Genomic DNA, 16,902 nt, shown 5'->3' with positions numbered 1-16,902 from the left:
CAATGGTGGGCCGGGTCCGGAGAGGTGTCAAGCCTGTGGATAACCGTGGGTGGCTGGGCCTCGTGGGGCGTCATCGGTACCGTTCGGGTGCACGCGGGCGCACGGAGGCGCACACGAGGGCGGCACGGCTGCGCGCGGACGCGGCACGGCGCCGGGGGACCGGCACGGCATCGGGAGACGGGGCGGGGCATGGAGAAGGACACGGGGCACGAGCGGACCGGCGGCGATGCCGGGCTCTTCGAGCTGTCCCTCCCCGCGCGCCTGGTCGTCGCCGCGGGCATCGCCGTGGTCACCCTGGCCACGGCCGTGCACCTGACGATGATGTTCCTGCACGTGGCACCGCCGAACACGGTCAGCAAGCGGCACGCGGCGGCCATCGACGACTACGTGTACCCGGAGTTCGAGCAGAACTGGAAGTTCTTCGCGCCCAACCCCCTTCAGCAGAACATCGCCGTCCAGGCGCGCGCCGAGCTGCGCGGCCCCGACGGCCGGACCGCCGTCACCGCCTGGACGGACCTGTCGGCCCGGGACGGCGCCGACATCCTCCACAACCCCCTCCCCAGCCACACCCGGCAGAACGAACTGCGCCGCGCCTGGGACTTCTACACCGCCAACCACGACGCCCAGGAGCGGCCCAGCGGACTGCGCGGGCGCCTGTCCGAGCAGTACATCCGGCGCATCGTCGTATCCCGCCTGGGCGCGGAGCGGGAGGGCCGGCCGGTCGGCCGGGTGCAAGTGCGCTCCGCGGCCACGCCCATCGCCCCGCCGCCCTGGAGCGACGAGAAGATCGAGGCCAAGCCGGTGTACCGGGTGCTGGACTGGTGGCCGGTCACCACCGCCGACCTCACGGAGGCGAGGAACCGATGATCGACACTCTTTCCCGCGGGCTCGCCCGCGTCACCGGAGCCTCCCTCGGCCCGTACCAGACGGCCGTCGTCCGGATCGGGCTCTCCTTCACCTGGCTCTGCTACCTGCTGCGCGAGTGGCCCAACCGCCATGAGCTGTACGGCCCCGACGCGCCCTGGAGCTGGGGCATGGCCCGGGAGCTGACCACCGACAACCACGCCTTCACCGCGCTGATGTGGTCGGACAGCCCACTGTGGTTCGAGGCCGTCTACGGGCTCGCCATGGTCTCCGCGGCGCTGCTGATGCTCGGGTGGCGCACCCGGACCGTGTCGGTGCTCTCCATGGTCGCCGTGCTCTCGCTGCAGAACCGCAGCGTCTTCATCGGGGACGGCGGCGACAACGTCATCCATCTGATGGCGCTCTATCTGGTGCTCACACGCTGCGGGCAGGTCTGGTCCCTCGACGCGCGGCGTGCGGCCCGGCACGAGGCGCGGCGCGGGAGCGACGGCGCCGGGCCCGGTGCCGCGCCCGGTGCCGACGTGACCGGCATCGTGCTCTGGGCGGTGTGCGGCCTCTCCCTGGCCGCCGCGCAGATCCTCTGCGACACCGGAATGTCGTGGACGGCCGAGGGCCCGCTGCCCGGCATCGGCTGGGCGACCGCCCTCTGGGGGCTGTGGCTGGTCCAGGCCCTGTGGTGGGCGGTGCGGCGGTACGCTCCCGGCGAGCCCCGGACCGTCCTGGACGCCCTGGCCCATCTGGCGCACAACGCCGCCCTGTTGGTCATCATGGCGGAGGTCTGCCTGATCTACGCGACCGCCGGCTGGTACAAGATCCAGGGCAGCCGCTGGCAGGACGGCACCGCGCTCTACTACCCGATGCACATCGACTACTTCTCGCCGTGGCCCTGGCTCTCCCACGCCCTGGCCGCCAGTGGAACTCTTGTGCTGCTGCTCAGCTACGGCACGGTGGCCGTGCAGGTCGCCTTCCCCTTCACGCTGCTCAACCGGCGGGCGAAGAACATCCTGCTGCCGCTGATGATGGCCGAGCACCTGGGGATCGCGGTCATGCTGGGGCTGCCCTTCTTCTCCCTCGCGATGATCGTCACGGATGCGGTCTTTCTGCCCACCTCCTTCCTGCTCCGCCTGGGCGCCCTTGCCGGGTGTGCCCGCGACCGGCTGCTCCCCCGCCGGGCGGGCGCCGTCCCGGCCCAGCGGCGGGAGGAGCCCGCCGGGCGCGGCAGCCTGGTCGGCTGACCGGTGGTCTCCTCCCGCCGCGTCGGTCCGCGGGCCACGTAGGCTGCCGGTCATGGAAGCCGGCACCGAGGACGCAGCAGGAACCGCCGTACGGCACTGGGGTGAGCGGGCCCCCGACGCCGTGCTGCTCGACGGCTTCCATGCGCTCAAGCACGCCCTGCGCTTCGGGGCGGTCGTCCGCCCCGCGCTGACCAGCGACAAGGCCGCCGCGCTGGCGCTTGCGGCCGAGCTGGCCGAGGACCTGACGGACGTCCTCGACCGGCTGCTGGTGGAGGTGCCCGCGCAGACGCTGCGCGAGCTGGTGCCCCGGGTGCACCCCACGGGCGTGGCCGCGCTGGCGGACCGGCCCAGCCGGACGGCGAACCTCGACACCCTGTCCCGGGCGCCCAGGACGGCGCCCGTCGTCGTCCTGGACAACCCCCGCAACCTCGGCAACATCGGTGCGGTGGTCCGTCTCGCCGCGGGCTTCGGGGCCACGGGCGTGGTCACCACCGGGGACATGGATCCCTGGCATCCCAATGCCGTGCGGTCCGGGGCCGGGCTGCACTATGCGACGGCGGTCGAGCGGCTGCCGCTGGAGGAGCTGCCGGTGGGGCCGCTCTATGTGCTGGATCCGGAGGGTGACGACATTCGGTCCGTGGTCCTGCCCGACGATGCGTTGATCGCTTTTGGGTCGGAGAGGCATGGGATCTCGGCCGAGTTGAGGGAGAGGGCGACCCGGTTGGTCGCCCTTCCCATGCGGCCGCAGGTTTCCAGCTACAACCTGGCGACCAGCGTTGCCATGGCGCTGTTCCACTGGGGTGGGCCGGGCGGGTGCTGATCGGGTGATCGTGGGTGGGCGGGGTTTCCAGTCCTCCTCAAACGCCGGACGGGCTGGATATCAGGCCTCCCGGCGTACCTCCACCACCCTGAAGCGCGTTGCCACGAAGGCGCTGTCGCACAGGACCGCGTTGGCTGCCGGGTTGCCGCCCGAGCCGTGGAAGTCGGAGAAGGCCGCCGTCTGGTTGACGTACACGCCGCCCGTGAGGTTCAGGGACAGCTGGGCGCACTCCTCCAGGCAGGCCTCCTCGATCAGGCGCTCGGCCTCCGCGGACGTCGTGTAGGCGCCGACCGTCATCGCGCCCTTCTCACGGACCGTGCGCCGCAGCAGCTCCACGGCGTCCGCCGTGGAGTCGACGGCCACCGCGAACGACACGGGGCCGAAGCACTCGGAGAAGTAGGCCGCCTCGGAGTCGGGCTTGGCGCCGTCCAGCTTCACGATCACCGGCGTGCGGACCGTGGCCCCGGGGAAGTCGGGGTTGGCCACCGTCCGGGAGGCGAGGGCGACTTCGCCGAGCTGGGCGGCGGCGTCGATGCGGGCCTTCACCTGGTCGTTGACGATGGCGCCGAGGAGGGCGTTGGCCCGGGCGTCGTCGCCCAGCAGCTTCTCCACGGCAGTGGACAGGTCGGCCACCACCTCGTCGTACGACTTGTGGCCGGCGTCGGTCCCGATGCCCTCACGCGGGATGAGGAGGTTCTGCGGGGTGGTGCACATCTGGCCGCTGTAGAGGGACAGCGAGAAGGCGATGTTGGAGAGCATGCCCTTGTAGTCGCCGGTGGAGTCGACGACGATCGTGTTGACCCCGGCCTTCTCCGTGAAGACCTGTGCCTGGCGGGCGTGGGACTCCAGCCAGTCGCCGAACGCGGTGGAGCCGGTGTAGTCGATGATGCGGATCTCCGGGCGCACGGCCAGGGACTTGGCGATGCCCTCGCCGTCCCGCTCGGCGGCCAGGGCGACCAGGTCGGGGGAGAAACCGGCCTCGCCCAGCACCTCGCGCGCGATGCGCACGGTCAGCGCGAGCGGCAGCACCGCGCGCGGATGGGGCTTGACCAGCACGGCGTTGCCAGTGGCGAGGGAGGCGAAGAGGCCGGGGTAGCCGTTCCAGGTGGGGAAGGTGTTGCAGCCGATGAGCAGTGAGATGCCGCGCGGTACGGCCGTGAACTCCTTGCCCAGCTTCAGGGGATCGCGCTTGCCCTGTGGCTTCACCCACTCCGCGGACTCCGGGGCGGCGGTGGTCTGCTCGGCCAGGGCGTAGACCACGGCCTCCAGGCCGCGGTCCTGGGCGTGCGGGCCGCCGGCCTGGAACGCCATCATGTACGCCTGGCCGCTGGTGTGCATGACCGCGTGCGCGAACTCGTGCGTACGGGCGTTGATCCGGGCCAGGATCTCCGCGCAGACCGCGGCGCGCGCCAGGGGCCCGGCCTTGCGCCAGGCGGGCATGGCCGCGCGCATGGCGGGCAGCAGCACGTCGGCATCCGCGTGCGGATACTCGACGCCCAGCTCCGGGCCGTAGGGCGAGACCTCCGAGCCCGCCCAGCCGTCCGTCCCCGGCTGGTCCAGCTCGAAGCGCTTGCCGCGCAGGGCCTCGAACGCCGCCTGCCCCTGCGCCGCGTCCAGGCTGCCGGGGACGCCGTCGGGGCCGTAGGCCTTCGGGTGCTCGGGGTGCGGGGACCAGTAGGCACGCGTGCGGATGGCGTCCAGGGCCTGGTCGAGGGTGGGGCGGTGCTTCTCGATCAGCTGGGCGGTGGTGAGTCCGGCGGTCACGTCAGACCAACTCCTCGTCGAGCGGGGCTCCGATACGGGGGACCAGATGCACCCCCGATGGATACAGTAACCGAACGATCGGTCGGGACAAGGGGGCCCGGCGAACCTGTGGACAACGCATCGGGGAGGATCACTGCCATGACCGCAATCGACCCGGCCCGCACCGTCGCCGTCGTCGGCACCGGCACCATGGGCCAGGGCATCGCCCAGGTCGCCCTCGTCGCGGGGCACCTCGTACGGCTGTACGACGCGGTGCCCGGCCGTGCGGAGGAGGCGGCCCGGGCGATCGCCGCCCGGCTCGGCCGCCTGGTGGACAAGGGCAGGCTCGACGCGGTCGGCCGGGACGCCGCTCTGGCCCGTCTGCGGCCTGCCGCGCGGCTCGCCGAACTCGCCGACTCCGCGCTCGTCATCGAAGCGATTGTGGAGCGGCTCGACGTCAAACAGAAGCTCTTCGCAGAGCTGGAACCGGCCGTTGGTGACGACTGCCTGCTCGCCACCAACACCTCGTCCCTGTCGGTGACCGCCGTCGCCGGCACCCTGCGCCTGCCCGGCCGCTTCGTCGGCCTGCACTTCTTCAACCCGGCCCCGCTGCTCCCCCTCGTCGAGGTGGTCCGCGGCCACGCCACCGACGACGCGGCCGCCGAGCGGGCCCGGGCCACGGTCGCGGCCTGGGGCAAGACCCCGGTGAGCTGCGCCGACACCCCGGGCTTCATCGTCAACCGGCTCGCCCGGCCCTTCTACGCCGAGGCCTTCCGCGTGTACGAGGAGCGCGGCGCCGACCCGGCCACCATCGACGCCGTGCTGCGGGAGAGCGGCGGCTTCGCGATGGGCCCGTTCGAGCTGACCGACCTCATCGGCCAGGATGTGAACAACTCCGTCACCCATTCGGTGTACGAGGCGTTCTTCCACGACCCGAAGTTCACGCCCTCGTTCGCCCAGGGGCAGCTGGTGCGGGCCGGGCTGCTCGGGCGCAAGAGCGGGCGCGGCTGGTTCACGTACGGGGAGGGCGCCGAGCCGCCCGCGCCGAGCACCGCCGAGCCGTGCCCGCCGCCCGCCGAGATCGCCTGGCACGCCAAGGCGCCCCGGGCCTGCGCCCCGCTGCGCGCGATGATCGAGGAAGCGGGCATCAAGATCGTCCGGGACCGTACGCCCTGCGCGTCCGACTGGTACATCGGCCTCCCCGGCGGCGCGCTGCTCACGCTCACGGGCGGGGAGGCGGCCACCCCCGAGAACGGGGGGCCGTACATCTACTTCGACCTGGCCCTCGACTACCGCAGCTGCACCCGCATCGCCCTCGCCCCCTCCGAGAAGGCCTCCGCGGCGGACGTGCAGGCCGCCGTCGGCCTGTTCCAGGCGCTCGGCAAGGAGGCCAGCGTCATCGGGGACGTCCCCGGCCTGATCGTCGCCCGTACGGTCGCGATGCTCGTCGACTTCGCCGAGGACGCCGCCGGCCGGGGCGTGGCGAGCCGCGAGGACATCGACACCGCCATGCGACTGGGCGTGAACTACCCGCGCGGGCCGCTCGAGTGGGGCGAGGAGCTCGGCCTCGACTGGGTGCGGAACACGCTGTGGGGCCTGGCCCAGGACTACCCCGGCGGCCGCTACGAGCCGTCCCTGTCCCTCCGCCGCCGTGCGGCCGTCAAGGAGAGCCTGCTGTAATCATGACCATGGCCAAGCGCGACACCTACACGCCCGAATCGCTGCTCGCGGTCGCCGTCAAGGTGTTCAACGAGCGGGGCTACGACGGCACCTCGATGGAGCACCTCTCCAAGGCCGCCGGCATCTCCAAGTCCTCGATCTACCACCACGTCAAGGGCAAGGAGGAGCTGCTCAGGCTGGCGATAAGCCGTGCGCTCGACGGGCTCTTCGCGGTGCTGGGCGAGCCGGGCGCCACCGAGGGCCGGGCGATCGACCGGCTGGAGCACGTCATCCGGCGGACGGTCGAGGTGCTGATCGCCGAGCTGCCCCACGTGACGCTGCTGCTGCGGGTCCGGGGCAACACGGACACCGAGCGCTGGGCCATGGAGCGCCGCCGCGAGTTCGACCACCAGGTGGCCGAGCTGCTGAAGGAGGCCGCAGCCGACGGCGACCTCCGCGGGGACGTGGACGTACGGCTCGCGACCCGGCTGCTCTTCGGGATGATCAACTCGGTGGCGGAGTGGTACCGGCCGGAGCGGGCGGGTGCCGCCACCAGCGAGGAGGTCGCGGACGCCGTGATCCTCACGGCTCTGGCGGGGCTCAGGGCGCGGCAGCCGTGAGGGCCGCGCGCCCCGAACTCAGTCGTGCTTGAGGTCCGTCTCCTCGAAGACCAGCAGCGTCCGGGTGCTCAGCACCTCGTCGATCGCCTGGATGCGGCTGAGCACCAGCTCCCGCAGGGCGCGGTTGTCCCTGGTGTGGACCAGTAGCAGGACGTCGAAGTCCCCGCTGACCAGGGCGATGTGGGCGGCGCCCGGCAGTTCCCGGAGCTTCTCGCGGACCGTGCGCCAGGAGTTCTGGACGATCTTCATCGTGATGTACGCCGACGCGCCGTGCCCCGCCCGCTCCTGGTCTATGCGGGCGCCGAAGCCGCGTATGACGCCGTCGTCGATGAGGCGGTTGATGCGCGCGTAGGCGTTGGCCCGCGAGACGTGTACCTGCTCGGCGACGGACCGTATCGAGGCCCGGCCGTCGGCCTGGAGCATGCGCAGGATCGAGCGGTCGATCTCGTCGAGCGGGCGCGCGGGCGGTCTGCCGCCCGAGGTGGCCATCTGTTCGTCCGCCATACCGCCCTGCCTCCCCTTCATGGACGTCCTGTCCATATCTCAAGTTGTGGAGAACCGTTTGTCCACAGGCTCGGGCCGCCTGTAGCCAAAAAGTGCCGACGACCGAACAATCGGTAGGGAGAGCGCAGGACGCTTTCAGGTCAAGCTCGTCCCAAGAGGAGGTGCTCGCCATGACGGTTCTGGAGCAGCCCGGCTCGTACCGGCCCACCCCGCCCCCGGCCTGGCAACCCCGTACCGACCCCGCCCCGCTGCTGCCCGACGCGGAGCCGTACCGCCTCCTCGGCACGGACGGCGCGGCGGCCCTCGACCCGCAGCTGCTCCTGCGGCTCCACGGCCAGCTCGTGCGCGGCCGGCGCTACAACACCCAGGCCACCAACCTGACCCGGCAGGGCCGCCTCGCCGTCTACCCCTCCTCCACCGGGCAGGAGGCCTGCCAGGTCGGCGCCGCCCTGGCGCTCGAGGAGCGCGACTGGCTCTTCCCGAGCTACCGCGACACCCTGGCCGCCGTCGTGCGCGGGCTGGACCCGGTGCAGGCCCTGACCCTGCTGCGCGGGGACTGGCACACCGGCTACGACCCCCACGAGCACCGCGTGGCACCCCTGTGCACCCCCCTGGCCACCCAGCTCCCGCACGCGGTCGGGCTCGCGCACGCCGCGCGGCTCAAGGGCGACGACATCGTCGCGCTCGCCATGGTCGGCGACGGCGGCACCAGCGAGGGCGACTTCCACGAAGCGCTCAACTTCGCCGCCGTCTGGCGGGCCCCCGTCGTCTTCCTTGTGCAGAACAACGGCTTCGCCATCTCCGTCCCCCTGGCCAAACAGACCGCCGCGCCCTCCCTGGCCCACAAGGCCGTCGGCTACGGAATGCCCGGCCGCCTGGTCGACGGCAACGACGTGGCGGCCGTCCACCAGGTGCTCTCCGAGGCCGTGCACCGGGCCCGGGCCGGCGGCGGCCCCACGCTGGTGGAGGCCGTCACCTACCGCATCGATGCCCACACCAACGCCGACGATGCCACCCGCTACCGCAGCGACGCCGAGGTCGAGGCCTGGCGCGCACACGACCCCATCGCCCTGCTGGAGCGCGAGCTGACCGCCCGGGGCCTGCTGGACGACGGGGCGATACAGGCGGCACGGGACGTCGCCGAGCGGATGGCCGCCGATCTGCGCGAGCGCATGAACCAGGATCCCGTGCTCGATCCGATGGAACTGTTCTCACATGTTTACGCCGAGCAGACTGCCCAACTGCGCGAGCAAGCAGCACAATTGCGTGCTGAGCTGACCGCCGCAGGGGAGTTCCCGGCCGTCCGTGAGGCCGGCCCCCAGGAAGGAAGGCAGCGATGACCACCGCGGCTGTCGGGACCGCCCGCAAGCCCGCCACGATGGCCCAGGCCCTCTGCCGGGCGATGCGCGACGCCATGGCCGACGACCCCACCGTCCACGTCCTCGGCGAGGACGTCGGCACGGCCGGCGGCGTCTTCCGGATCACCGACGGACTGGCCAAGGAGTTCGGCGAGGACCGCTGCACGGACACCCCGCTGGCCGAGGCGGGCATCCTGGGCACGGCCGTCGGCATGGCCATGTACGGGCTGCGGCCCGTCGTGGAGATGCAGTTCGACGCCTTCGCCTACCCCGCCTTCGAGCAACTGGTCAGCCACGTCTCCCGGATGCGCAACCGCACCCGGGGAGCCATGCCCATGCCGATCACCGTCCGGGTGCCCTACGGCGGCGGCATCGGCGGCGTCGAGCACCACAGCGACTCCTCCGAGGCCTACTACATGGCCACCCCGGGCCTCCACGTCGTCGCCCCGGCGACCGTCGCCGACGCCTACGGACTGCTGCGCGCCGCGATCGCCTCCGACGACCCCGTGATCGTCCTGGAGCCCAAGCGGCTGTACTGGTCCAAGGCCGACTGGGACCCCGAACACCCCGACCCCGTGCCCGGCATCGGGCGCGCGGTCGTCCGCCGCCCCGGCTCCTCCGCGACGCTCGTCACCTACGGGCCCGCCCTGCCGGTCTGCATGGAGGCGGCCGAGGCGGCCGTCGCCGAGGGGTGGGACCTGGAGGTCGTCGACCTGCGCAGCCTGGTGCCGTTCGACGACGAGACCGTCTGCGCGTCCGTGCGCCGGACCGGCCGGGCCGTCGTCGTCCACGAGGCGACGGGCTTCGGCGGGCCGGGCGGGGAGATCGCCGCCCGCATCACCGAGCGCTGCTTCCACCACCTGGAGGCCCCCGTGCTGCGGGTCGCCGGGTTCGACATCCCCTATCCGCCCCCGATGCTGGAGAAGCACCATCTGCCCGGCGTGGACCGGGTGCTGGACGCGGTGGCCAGGCTCCAGTGGGAAGCCGGCTGGACCGCCACCGATCACGAGACCGCCGCCGAATACGAGAGTGGTGCGCGCTGATGGCCGTGGTGCGCGAATTCACGCTGCCGGACCTGGGCGAAGGCCTCACCGAGGCCCAGGTCGTCCGCTGGCTGGTGAGCGTCGGCGACGTGGTCGCCGTCGACCAGCCCGTCGTCGAGGTCGAGACCGCGAAGGCGATGGTCGAAGTTCCCTGCCCCTACGGGGGCGTGGTCACCGCCCGCTTCGGCGAGGAGGGCGAGGAGCTGCCCGTCGGCGCCCCGCTGCTGACCGTCGCGGTGGGCGAGCAGCAGCCCGCCGCGCCCGGGCCCGCCGACGACGCCGAGGGCTCCGGCAACGTCCTCGTCGGCTACGGCACCCAGGCGCCCATGGCGCGCCGCCGCCGGGTGCGCCCCCAGGAGCGCGAGACGGGCCGGCCCGCGGAGGCGTCCCCTGCGGCCGCGTCCATAGCCGTCATCTCCCCGCTCGTGCGGCGGCTCGCCCGTGAGCGCGGCGTGGACCTCAGCCGGGTGCGCGGCACGGGCCCGGACGGGCTGATCAACAGGGCGGACGTGGAGGGGGCGGCGGCCGCCGCCGCGGCAGCCTCGGCGCCGCCGGTGGCCGGGCCCGTGCACGCCGCGCATGCCGCCCAGGCTGCGGCCACGGCCCGGACGGCGCAGGCCGCGCGCCCCGCGACCCGCCCCGAGCTGCCCCGGACCGGCCGCCGCACGGGCAACGGGCGGCGCACCGCCGCCGGGCTGCGCGTACCGCTGCGCGGGGTGCGGGGCGTGGTGGCGGAGAAGCTCAGCCGCAGCCGCCGGGAGATCCCCGACGCGACGTGCTGGGTGGACGCGGACGCCACGGAGCTGCTGGCCGCCCGCAGGGCCATGAACGCCTCCGGCGGCGCCAAGGTCTCCCTGCTCGCCCTCCTGGCCCGCATCTGCACGGCGGCCCTGGCGAAGTACCCGGAGCTGAACGCGACCGTCGACACCGACGCGCAGGAGATCGTCACCCTGCCCGACGTCCACCTGGGCTTCGCGGCCCAGACCGACCGCGGCCTGGTCGTCCCCGTCGTGCGCGACGCCAACGCGCGCAACGCGGTCGAGCTGTCCGTGGAGATGGCCCGGCTCACGGAGTCCGCGCGGGCGGGCAAGCTCAGCCCGGCCGAGCTGACGGGCGGCACGTTCACCCTCAACAACTACGGGGTGTTCGGGGTCGACGGCTCCACGCCGATCATCAACCACCCCGAGGCGGCCATGCTCGGCGTGGGCCGGATATCCCCCAAGCCGTGGGTGCACGAGGGGGAGTTGGCGGTGCGGCAGGTGGTGCAGCTGTCGTTCACGTTCGACCACCGGGTGTGCGACGGCGGGACGGCCGGGGGATTCCTGCGGTACGTCGCGGACTGCGTGGAGCAGCCGGCGGTGCTCCTGCGGACGGTCTGAGGGCAGGCTGAGGCGTTCTACGGATGGCGGTCCGAGGGCGGTCCGCGGGCGGTCCGGCCGGGTGGCCCGGCCCGCCCGGCGCCGTCCCCCCTCATACTCGACCCGTGAGCGAATACGACGCGGTGGTGCTCGCCGGAGGCACTGCACGGCGGCTCGGCGGGGCCGACAAGCCCGGGCTGACCGTCGGCGGCCGGGCCCTGCTCGACCGGGTGCTCGGCGCCTGCGCCGACGCCTCGCGGACCGTGGTGGTCGGGCCGCGCCGGGCCACCGCCCGCCCGGTCGTCTGGGCCCGTGAGGACCCCCCGGGCGGGGGCCCCCTCGCCGGGCTCGGCGCCGGGCTGCGCGGCGTCTCCGCCGGGCACGTGCTGGTCCTCTCCGCGGACCTGCCCTTCCTGGAGCCCGCGGTCGTCCGGGCCCTCCTCCGCGCCGTGAGCGGCCCGGACGGGGCCGAGGGCGCCGTGCTCACCGACCCGGACGGCAGGGACCAGCCGCTGGTCGCCGCCTACCGGGCCGAACCGCTCCGCCGCGAGCTGGGACTGCTCGTCGCCGAGCACGGCACCCTCACCGGCCTGCCGGTGCGCCTGCTCACCGCCGGGCTGTCGCCGGCCCGGGTCCACCACCCCACCGCCTCCTTCGACTGCGACACCTGGCAGGACATCGGCACGGCCCGCGCGATCGTCAGGGACGATAGGAGCGTGCTGGATGAATGGATTTCCGCGGTCAAGGCCGAACTGGGCATCGACCTCGACGTCGACACGGCCGGGCTGCTCGACCTCGCGCGCGATGCCGCCCACGGGGTGGCCCGCCCCGCCGCCCCCCTGACGACCTTCCTCGTGGGATACGCCGCGGCGCAGCGCGGCGGCGGCCCCGAGGCCGTCGCCCGGGCCGCCCGCGAGGCGGTGGCCCTGGCCGCGCGCTGGGCGGCCGAGGAGGCCGAGCGCGACCGGAAGTCCGACGGTCTGTCATGACGGACCACCACGGCCCGAGGAGCCACGGAGACCACAGGGACTGCGCAGACCACGGAGACCACAGGGACCGCGCGGACCGCGGAGACCACGCGGACCACAGGGGCCGCAGCGAATCCAGGGACCACGACGCCGACGCCGCACTCGACCGCGCCACGGACGAGGCCCTGGCGCTGTTCGCCGACGACCGCGCGGCACGCCGGAGCGCGGCCCGCCCCGCCGCCGGCCGTCCGCCCGCCGCCCGCACCGGCGGCGGGTACTTCCCCTTCGACTCCCCCTTCGACTTCGCCGAGGACCCCTTCGCGCCCCGCCCGCCCGCGCGGATCCCCCGGCCGTCGGCCGGACCCGACAGCCCGGAGGAGACGGCGGTGACCAGAGTCCGGCAGCCGGTGCGGAGGCCGGACGAGCCGCCCGCCACCCCCTGGCACACCGCCCGTCGCACCGCCGCCCGCGCGGCCGAGCCCCTCCCCCCGCGCGAGCACCCCCTCGGCGAGACCCTCGGACACCTCCTCGCCGCGCCCCTCGGGGCGCTCACCGACCTGCCGGCCTTCGACACCTCCGCCATGGACGGCTGGGCCGTCTCCGGCCCCGGCCCCTGGCGGCTGCCCGGCGACGGCGCCGTGGACGGCCCCGGCATCCTCGCCGGTCACGCCGCCGGTACCCCGCTCCGCGACGGCGAGGCCGTCCGCATCGCCACCGGCGCCCGCGTGCCCCCCGGCGCCACCGCCGTTCTGCGCAGCGAGCACGGCACCGTCCGGCCCGACGGCGAGCTGTACGCGAGCCGGCACCTCGTCCAGGGCCAGGACATCCGCCCCCGGGGCCAGGAGTGCCGCGCCGGGGACGAGCTGCTGCCGGCCGGGACCGCCGTCACCCCCGCGGTGCTGGGCCTGGCCGCCGCCCTCGGCCACGACGGGCTGCACGTCGTCCCCCGCCCCCGGGTCGAGGTCCTCGTGCTCGGCGACGAGCTGCTCCACGACGGCCTGCCCCGCGACGGCCGCATCCGCGACGCCCTCGGCCCGATGCTCGCCCCCTGGCTGAGCGCGCTCGGCGCCGACGTGACCGCCACGCGGCCGCTCGGCGACGACGCCGGGGCGCTCCGGAGCGCCCTGGAGGAATCCGACGCCGACGTCGTTCTCACGACCGGCGGCACCGCCGCGGGCCCCGTCGACCACGTCCACCCCATCCTGCGGGCGCTCGGCGCCGAGCTGCTGGTCGACGGCGTGGCCGTGCGCCCGGGCCACCCCATGCTGCTGGCCCGCCTGGCCCCCGGCCGGCACCTGGTCGGGCTGCCCGGCAACCCGCTGGCCGCCGTCGCCGGGCTGCTGACCCTCGCCGAGCCCCTGCTGCGGACGCTTGCGGGCCGTCCCGTGCCCGCCCTCCCGCGCGCCGTGCTCAGCGAGGCCGTGCCCGGCCACCTCACCCTCACCCGGCTCGTCCCCGTGGCCCGCGAGGACCGCGGCCGGGTCCGCCCGCTGCGCTTCCACGGCCCCGCCATGCTGCGCGGCCTCGCGGCCGCCGACGCGCTGGCCGTCGTCCCGCCCGGCGGTACGGACCGGGGCGGGCGGGCCGAGGTCCTGCCCCTGCCCCGGCGGGCCGCGGCCCCGGGCGGCGCCCCGTGAAGCTGCCCCCGCACGACGCCGCCGCGCACGGCGCCCGCTCCGAGGCCGAGTACCGGGTCCTGCTGCCCCGCTACACCGTGCCGCCGATACGGCAGGTGGGCCGCAGGCTCCTCATGGCGCTGCTGGTCATGGTCGCCACGGTGGGCATCGTCTACGCCGACCGCGGGGGCTACCACGACAACGCCGACAACGACGTCGGCTTCCTCGACGCCGTCTACTACGCCACCGTCACCCTCTCCACCACCGGATACGGCGACATCGTCCCGTACAGCGACAGCGCGCGGCTGACGAACGTGCTGCTCGTGACGCCCCTCCGTGTCCTCTTCCTGATCATCCTGGTCGGCACCACCCTCGAGGTCCTCACCGAGCGCACCCGCGAGCAGTGGCGCATCGCCAGGTGGAGGTCCGCCTTGCGCGAGCACACCGTCGTCGTCGGCTTCGGCACCAAGGGCCGGTCCGCCGTGCAGACCATCGTCGGTCCCCACGCCCCGGCCAGGGAGCGGGAGAAGGTCGTCGTGGTCGACCCGGACCCCAAGGTCGTGGAGTCGGCCACCGCGCAGGGCTACGCGGGCGTCATCGGCGACGCCACCCGCAGTGATGTGCTGCTGCGTGCCGAGGTCCAGAAGGCCCGTCAGATCATCGTGGCCACCCAGCGGGACGATACGGCCGTGCTCGTCACGCTGACCGCCCGCCAGCTCAACCGCGGCGCGAAGATCGTGGCGGCGGTGCGGGAGGAGGAGAACGCGCCCCTGCTGCGGCAGTCCGGCGCCGACTCGGTGATCACCAGCGCCAGCGCGGCGGGCCGGCTGCTGGGCCTGTCCGTGCTCAGCACCGGGGCCGGCACGGTCATGGAGGACCTCATCCAGCAGGGCAGCGGCCTCGACCTCGTCGAGCGGCCGGTCGTCAAGTCCGAGGTGGGGCACGGCGTGCGGGAGACGGACGACCTGGTCGTCTCCGTCCTGCGCGGCCACCGGCTGCTCGGCTACGACGATCCGGAGGCGAGCCCGCTCAAGGCCACGGACCGCGTGATCACGATCGTGCGGGCGCGGCCGGTGGCCGCCGAGGAGTGAGCGCCGCCGGGTGGTGAGCAGGGCCCGCGGGCGAGCGGTTCCCGCGCGTGCCCGGGGAATTCCGGCTTCCCGGGGGTAGTTTCGCTGGCATGCATGCGATCACCATTCCCGTACCCGGCGGACCCGAGGCCCTGGTGTGGGCCGAGGTCGCCGACCCCGTCCCCGGCAGCGGAGAGGTCCTCGTCGAGGTCGCGGCCAGCGGCGTCAACCGCGCCGACCTGCTGCAACGGCAGGGCTTCTACGACCCGCCGCCCGGCGCCTCGCCCTACCCGGGGCTGGAGGTCTCCGGCCGGATCGCGGCGCTCGGGCCCGGGGTGAGCGGCTGGGCGGTGGGCGACGAGGTGTGCGCACTGCTGAGCGGCGGCGGGTACGCGGAGAAGGTCTGCGTGCCGACCGGGCAGCTGCTGCCCGTGCCCGACGGCATGGACCTGGTCTCTGCGGCCGCGCTGCCCGAAGTCACCGCCACCGTCTGGTCGAACGTGTTCATGATCGCCCACCTGCGGCCGGGGGAGACGTTCCTGGTGCACGGCGGCGGCAGCGGGATCGGCACCATGGCCGTGCAGCTGGCGAAGGCGGTGGGCGCGCGGGTCGCGGTCACGGCGGGCGGCCCGGAGAAGCTGGAGCGCTGCCGCGAGCTGGGCGCGGACATCCTCATCGACTACCGCCGGCAGGACTTCGTCGAGGAACTGCACAAGGTGACGGGCGGCATCGGGGCGGACGTCATCCTCGACATCGTCGGGGCGAAGTACCTCGACCGGAACATCGACGCCCTGGCCGTCAACGGCCGCCTCGCCGTCATCGGCCTCCAGGGCGGGCGCAAGGGCGAGCTGGACCTGGGCAAGCTGCTCGCGAAGCGGGGCGCGGTCACGGCGACCACGCTGCGCTCCCGGTCGTCCGCGGAGAAGGCGGCGATCGTGGCCGCCGTGCGGGAGCACGTCTGGCCGCTGATCGCCGGCGGGCGGGTGCGGGCGGTGGTCGACCGCACCCTGCCGATGACGGAGGCGGCGGCTGCGCACCGGGTGGTGGAGGACAGCACGCATGTGGGGAAGGTGCTGCTGACCACCTGAGGGCTCTCTGCGTTCCGAGGGCTCTCTGCGTCGTGCCGAGGTTGTGCCGGGTCACTCTTCCGGCCGCTCAGCGCGCTTCGGGGCGGGGCGCGTGTGAGGGTTGGGGTGTCCGTGGGGGGTGACTCTTGCGGAGGATGGCGACGACATGGGCGGCGGTGGGTCTCTGGGCGGATCGGCGCTGGCGGCGGTGGTGACCGTGCTGATGGCGCCCTGGCCGGCGGCGCGGGCCGAGGAGCCGGGGCCCACGCCGCCGGGCCCGCCGCCGCCGGTCGCGGCGACCACCTCCACGACGGTGTTCCCCTCCCTGCCGCCCTCGCCGGGCGCCGGGCAGCTCGCCGGGACCGTGGCCGGGGAGGGCCGCAGGCACCCGGGACGGGACGCGGAGCCGCCGTCCGCGGGGGCCGCCCCGGCGGACGGGCCCCGGCCGGGGGCCAAGCCGCGGGGGCCTCGGCGGCCGCCGGGCGGGCCGGTGCCGCGGGATGACGGTGCGGGGGAGGAGGCGGACGGGTCGGAGGAGGCGGACAGGCCGTACGGGCCGTACGGGGCCGAGGGGACGCCGCCGGTTTCCTCCCGTGGGCCGCGGCCCGGGCTCGGCGGGGCTGCGGCGGTGCCGGTGCCGGGGCGGCGGGGGGCGGCGCGGCGGGCGGTGGGGGGTTCGGGGCGGGTGATGCGTGTGCTTCCGCTGGGGACGGGGATGGCGTTGACGGGGTTGGGGCTGGGGTTCTTTGCGTTGCGGTTGCGGCGGCGGTGAGTGGGGTTCTTTCCCCGATCCCGCCCCTTCCCGAAACCGGGGGCAAGCCCCCGGCCCCCCCGGCCCTCGCGCTCCGCGCGGGGGCAAGGCTCGGGGGCTCCGCCCCCGGACCCCCGCTCCTCAAACGCCGGAGGGGCTGAAATTGCCCCCCGGAACGGGGGCCTGGGGGCGAAGCCCCCAGTTCTCTCATGGGGTCTGGGGCGCA

At 74.3% G+C, this 16,902-nt stretch carries 15 protein-coding genes; 13 read left to right on the top strand and 2 right to left on the bottom strand.

Going from position 1 to position 16,902, the window contains the following annotated elements:
* The first annotated feature begins 189 nt into the window (after positions 1-189).
* Genes AC1Z4A_RS15355 through AC1Z4A_RS15345 form a run of 3 tightly spaced genes read left to right on the top strand, consistent with a single transcriptional unit; the run spans position 190 to position 2,919 of the window.
* A complete protein-coding gene (locus AC1Z4A_RS15355; protein ID WP_483679338.1) occupies positions 190-867 on the top strand; it encodes a DUF5819 family protein in 678 nt (225 codons plus the stop codon).
* Positions 864-2,099: an HTTM domain-containing protein gene (locus AC1Z4A_RS15350; RefSeq protein ID WP_483679337.1), complete on the top strand. Its 1,236-nt coding sequence runs from the start codon at positions 864-866 to the stop codon at positions 2,097-2,099. The genes AC1Z4A_RS15355 and AC1Z4A_RS15350 overlap by 4 nt, the downstream gene beginning before the upstream one ends.
* Positions 2,100-2,151: 52 nt before the next feature.
* Positions 2,152-2,919, top strand: a complete 768-nt coding sequence (locus tag AC1Z4A_RS15345) for a TrmH family RNA methyltransferase (RefSeq protein WP_483679336.1) — start codon at positions 2,152-2,154, stop codon at positions 2,917-2,919.
* 60 nt (positions 2,920-2,979) lie between these two features.
* On the opposite strand, the gene paaN is transcribed toward AC1Z4A_RS15345, so the two are convergent.
* Positions 2,980-4,683 (bottom strand): phenylacetic acid degradation protein PaaN, encoded by a 1,704-nt coding sequence (paaN, locus tag AC1Z4A_RS15340; RefSeq protein WP_483679335.1) that lies wholly within the window; start codon positions 4,681-4,683, stop codon positions 2,980-2,982.
* Between the two features lie 138 nt (positions 4,684-4,821).
* Between paaN and AC1Z4A_RS15335 the strand changes: the two genes are divergently transcribed.
* Positions 4,822-6,342, top strand: a complete 1,521-nt coding sequence (locus AC1Z4A_RS15335; protein ID WP_483679334.1) for a 3-hydroxyacyl-CoA dehydrogenase — start codon at positions 4,822-4,824, stop codon at positions 6,340-6,342.
* Between the two features lie 2 nt (positions 6,343-6,344).
* Entirely contained in the window at positions 6,345-6,941 is a 597-nt protein-coding gene (locus AC1Z4A_RS15330) for a TetR/AcrR family transcriptional regulator (RefSeq protein ID WP_483679333.1), read from the top strand.
* 18 nt (positions 6,942-6,959) lie between these two features.
* On the opposite strand, the gene AC1Z4A_RS15325 is transcribed toward AC1Z4A_RS15330, so the two are convergent.
* Positions 6,960-7,445 carry an Lrp/AsnC family transcriptional regulator gene (locus AC1Z4A_RS15325; RefSeq protein ID WP_483679331.1) on the bottom strand — a complete coding sequence of 162 codons (486 nt, stop codon included), beginning with the start codon at positions 7,443-7,445 and terminating at the stop codon, positions 6,960-6,962.
* 170 nt (positions 7,446-7,615) lie between these two features.
* On the opposite strand from AC1Z4A_RS15325, the gene pdhA reads away from it, so the two are divergent.
* From pdhA to AC1Z4A_RS15285, 8 genes are all read left to right on the top strand, one after another.
* Positions 7,616-8,785: a pyruvate dehydrogenase (acetyl-transferring) E1 component subunit alpha gene (gene pdhA / locus AC1Z4A_RS15320; RefSeq protein WP_483679330.1), complete on the top strand. Its 1,170-nt coding sequence runs from the start codon at positions 7,616-7,618 to the stop codon at positions 8,783-8,785.
* Complete coding sequence (locus AC1Z4A_RS15315; RefSeq protein ID WP_483679329.1) at positions 8,782-9,846, top strand: alpha-ketoacid dehydrogenase subunit beta; 1,065 nt, start codon at positions 8,782-8,784, stop codon at positions 9,844-9,846. The genes pdhA and AC1Z4A_RS15315 overlap by 4 nt, the downstream gene beginning before the upstream one ends.
* Positions 9,846-11,225: a dihydrolipoamide acetyltransferase family protein gene (locus AC1Z4A_RS15310; RefSeq protein ID WP_483679328.1), complete on the top strand. Its 1,380-nt coding sequence runs from the start codon at positions 9,846-9,848 to the stop codon at positions 11,223-11,225. The genes AC1Z4A_RS15315 and AC1Z4A_RS15310 overlap by 1 nt, the downstream gene beginning before the upstream one ends.
* Positions 11,226-11,248: 23 nt before the next feature.
* Positions 11,249-12,193: an NTP transferase domain-containing protein gene (locus AC1Z4A_RS15305; protein ID WP_483679326.1), complete on the top strand. Its 945-nt coding sequence runs from the start codon at positions 11,249-11,251 to the stop codon at positions 12,191-12,193.
* Positions 12,190-13,809, top strand: a complete 1,620-nt coding sequence (locus tag AC1Z4A_RS15300; protein WP_483679325.1) for a molybdopterin molybdotransferase MoeA — start codon at positions 12,190-12,192, stop codon at positions 13,807-13,809. The genes AC1Z4A_RS15305 and AC1Z4A_RS15300 overlap by 4 nt, the downstream gene beginning before the upstream one ends.
* Positions 13,806-14,879: a potassium channel family protein gene (locus AC1Z4A_RS15295; protein WP_483679324.1), complete on the top strand. Its 1,074-nt coding sequence runs from the start codon at positions 13,806-13,808 to the stop codon at positions 14,877-14,879. The genes AC1Z4A_RS15300 and AC1Z4A_RS15295 overlap by 4 nt, the downstream gene beginning before the upstream one ends.
* An 89-nt stretch (positions 14,880-14,968) precedes the next feature.
* Positions 14,969-15,946: an NAD(P)H-quinone oxidoreductase gene (locus AC1Z4A_RS15290; RefSeq protein ID WP_483679322.1), complete on the top strand. Its 978-nt coding sequence runs from the start codon at positions 14,969-14,971 to the stop codon at positions 15,944-15,946.
* A 118-nt stretch (positions 15,947-16,064) separates the two neighbouring features.
* Entirely contained in the window at positions 16,065-16,697 is a 633-nt protein-coding gene (locus AC1Z4A_RS15285; protein ID WP_483679321.1) for a hypothetical protein, read from the top strand.
* The last annotated feature ends 205 nt before the right edge of the window (positions 16,698-16,902 follow it).

This window comes from Streptomyces sp. 17_S59 (assembly GCF_056930295.1).
This window is presented reverse-complemented; position numbering and strand designations above follow the sequence as displayed.

What these genes read in the sequence shown, in the direction of transcription:
- AC1Z4A_RS15355 (WP_483679338.1), top strand. Translation starts at nt 190, where the DNA reads ATGGAGAAGGACACGGGGCACGAGCGGACCGGCGGCGATGCCGGGCTC.
- AC1Z4A_RS15350 (WP_483679337.1), top strand. Translation starts at nt 864, where the DNA reads ATGATCGACACTCTTTCCCGCGGGCTCGCCCGCGTCACCGGAGCCTCC.
- AC1Z4A_RS15345 (WP_483679336.1), top strand. Translation starts at nt 2,152, where the DNA reads ATGGAAGCCGGCACCGAGGACGCAGCAGGAACCGCCGTACGGCACTGG.
- AC1Z4A_RS15335 (WP_483679334.1), top strand. Translation starts at nt 4,822, where the DNA reads ATGACCGCAATCGACCCGGCCCGCACCGTCGCCGTCGTCGGCACCGGC.
- AC1Z4A_RS15330 (WP_483679333.1), top strand. Translation starts at nt 6,345, where the DNA reads ATGACCATGGCCAAGCGCGACACCTACACGCCCGAATCGCTGCTCGCG.
- AC1Z4A_RS15325 (WP_483679331.1), bottom strand. Translation starts at nt 7,445, where the DNA reads ATGGCGGACGAACAGATGGCCACCTCGGGCGGCAGACCGCCCGCGCGC.
- pdhA (WP_483679330.1), top strand. Translation starts at nt 7,616, where the DNA reads ATGACGGTTCTGGAGCAGCCCGGCTCGTACCGGCCCACCCCGCCCCCG.
- AC1Z4A_RS15315 (WP_483679329.1), top strand. Translation starts at nt 8,782, where the DNA reads ATGACCACCGCGGCTGTCGGGACCGCCCGCAAGCCCGCCACGATGGCC.
- AC1Z4A_RS15310 (WP_483679328.1), top strand. Translation starts at nt 9,846, where the DNA reads ATGGCCGTGGTGCGCGAATTCACGCTGCCGGACCTGGGCGAAGGCCTC.
- AC1Z4A_RS15305 (WP_483679326.1), top strand. Translation starts at nt 11,249, where the DNA reads ATGGCGGTCCGAGGGCGGTCCGCGGGCGGTCCGGCCGGGTGGCCCGGC.
- AC1Z4A_RS15300 (WP_483679325.1), top strand. Translation starts at nt 12,190, where the DNA reads ATGACGGACCACCACGGCCCGAGGAGCCACGGAGACCACAGGGACTGC.
- AC1Z4A_RS15290 (WP_483679322.1), top strand. Translation starts at nt 14,969, where the DNA reads ATGCATGCGATCACCATTCCCGTACCCGGCGGACCCGAGGCCCTGGTG.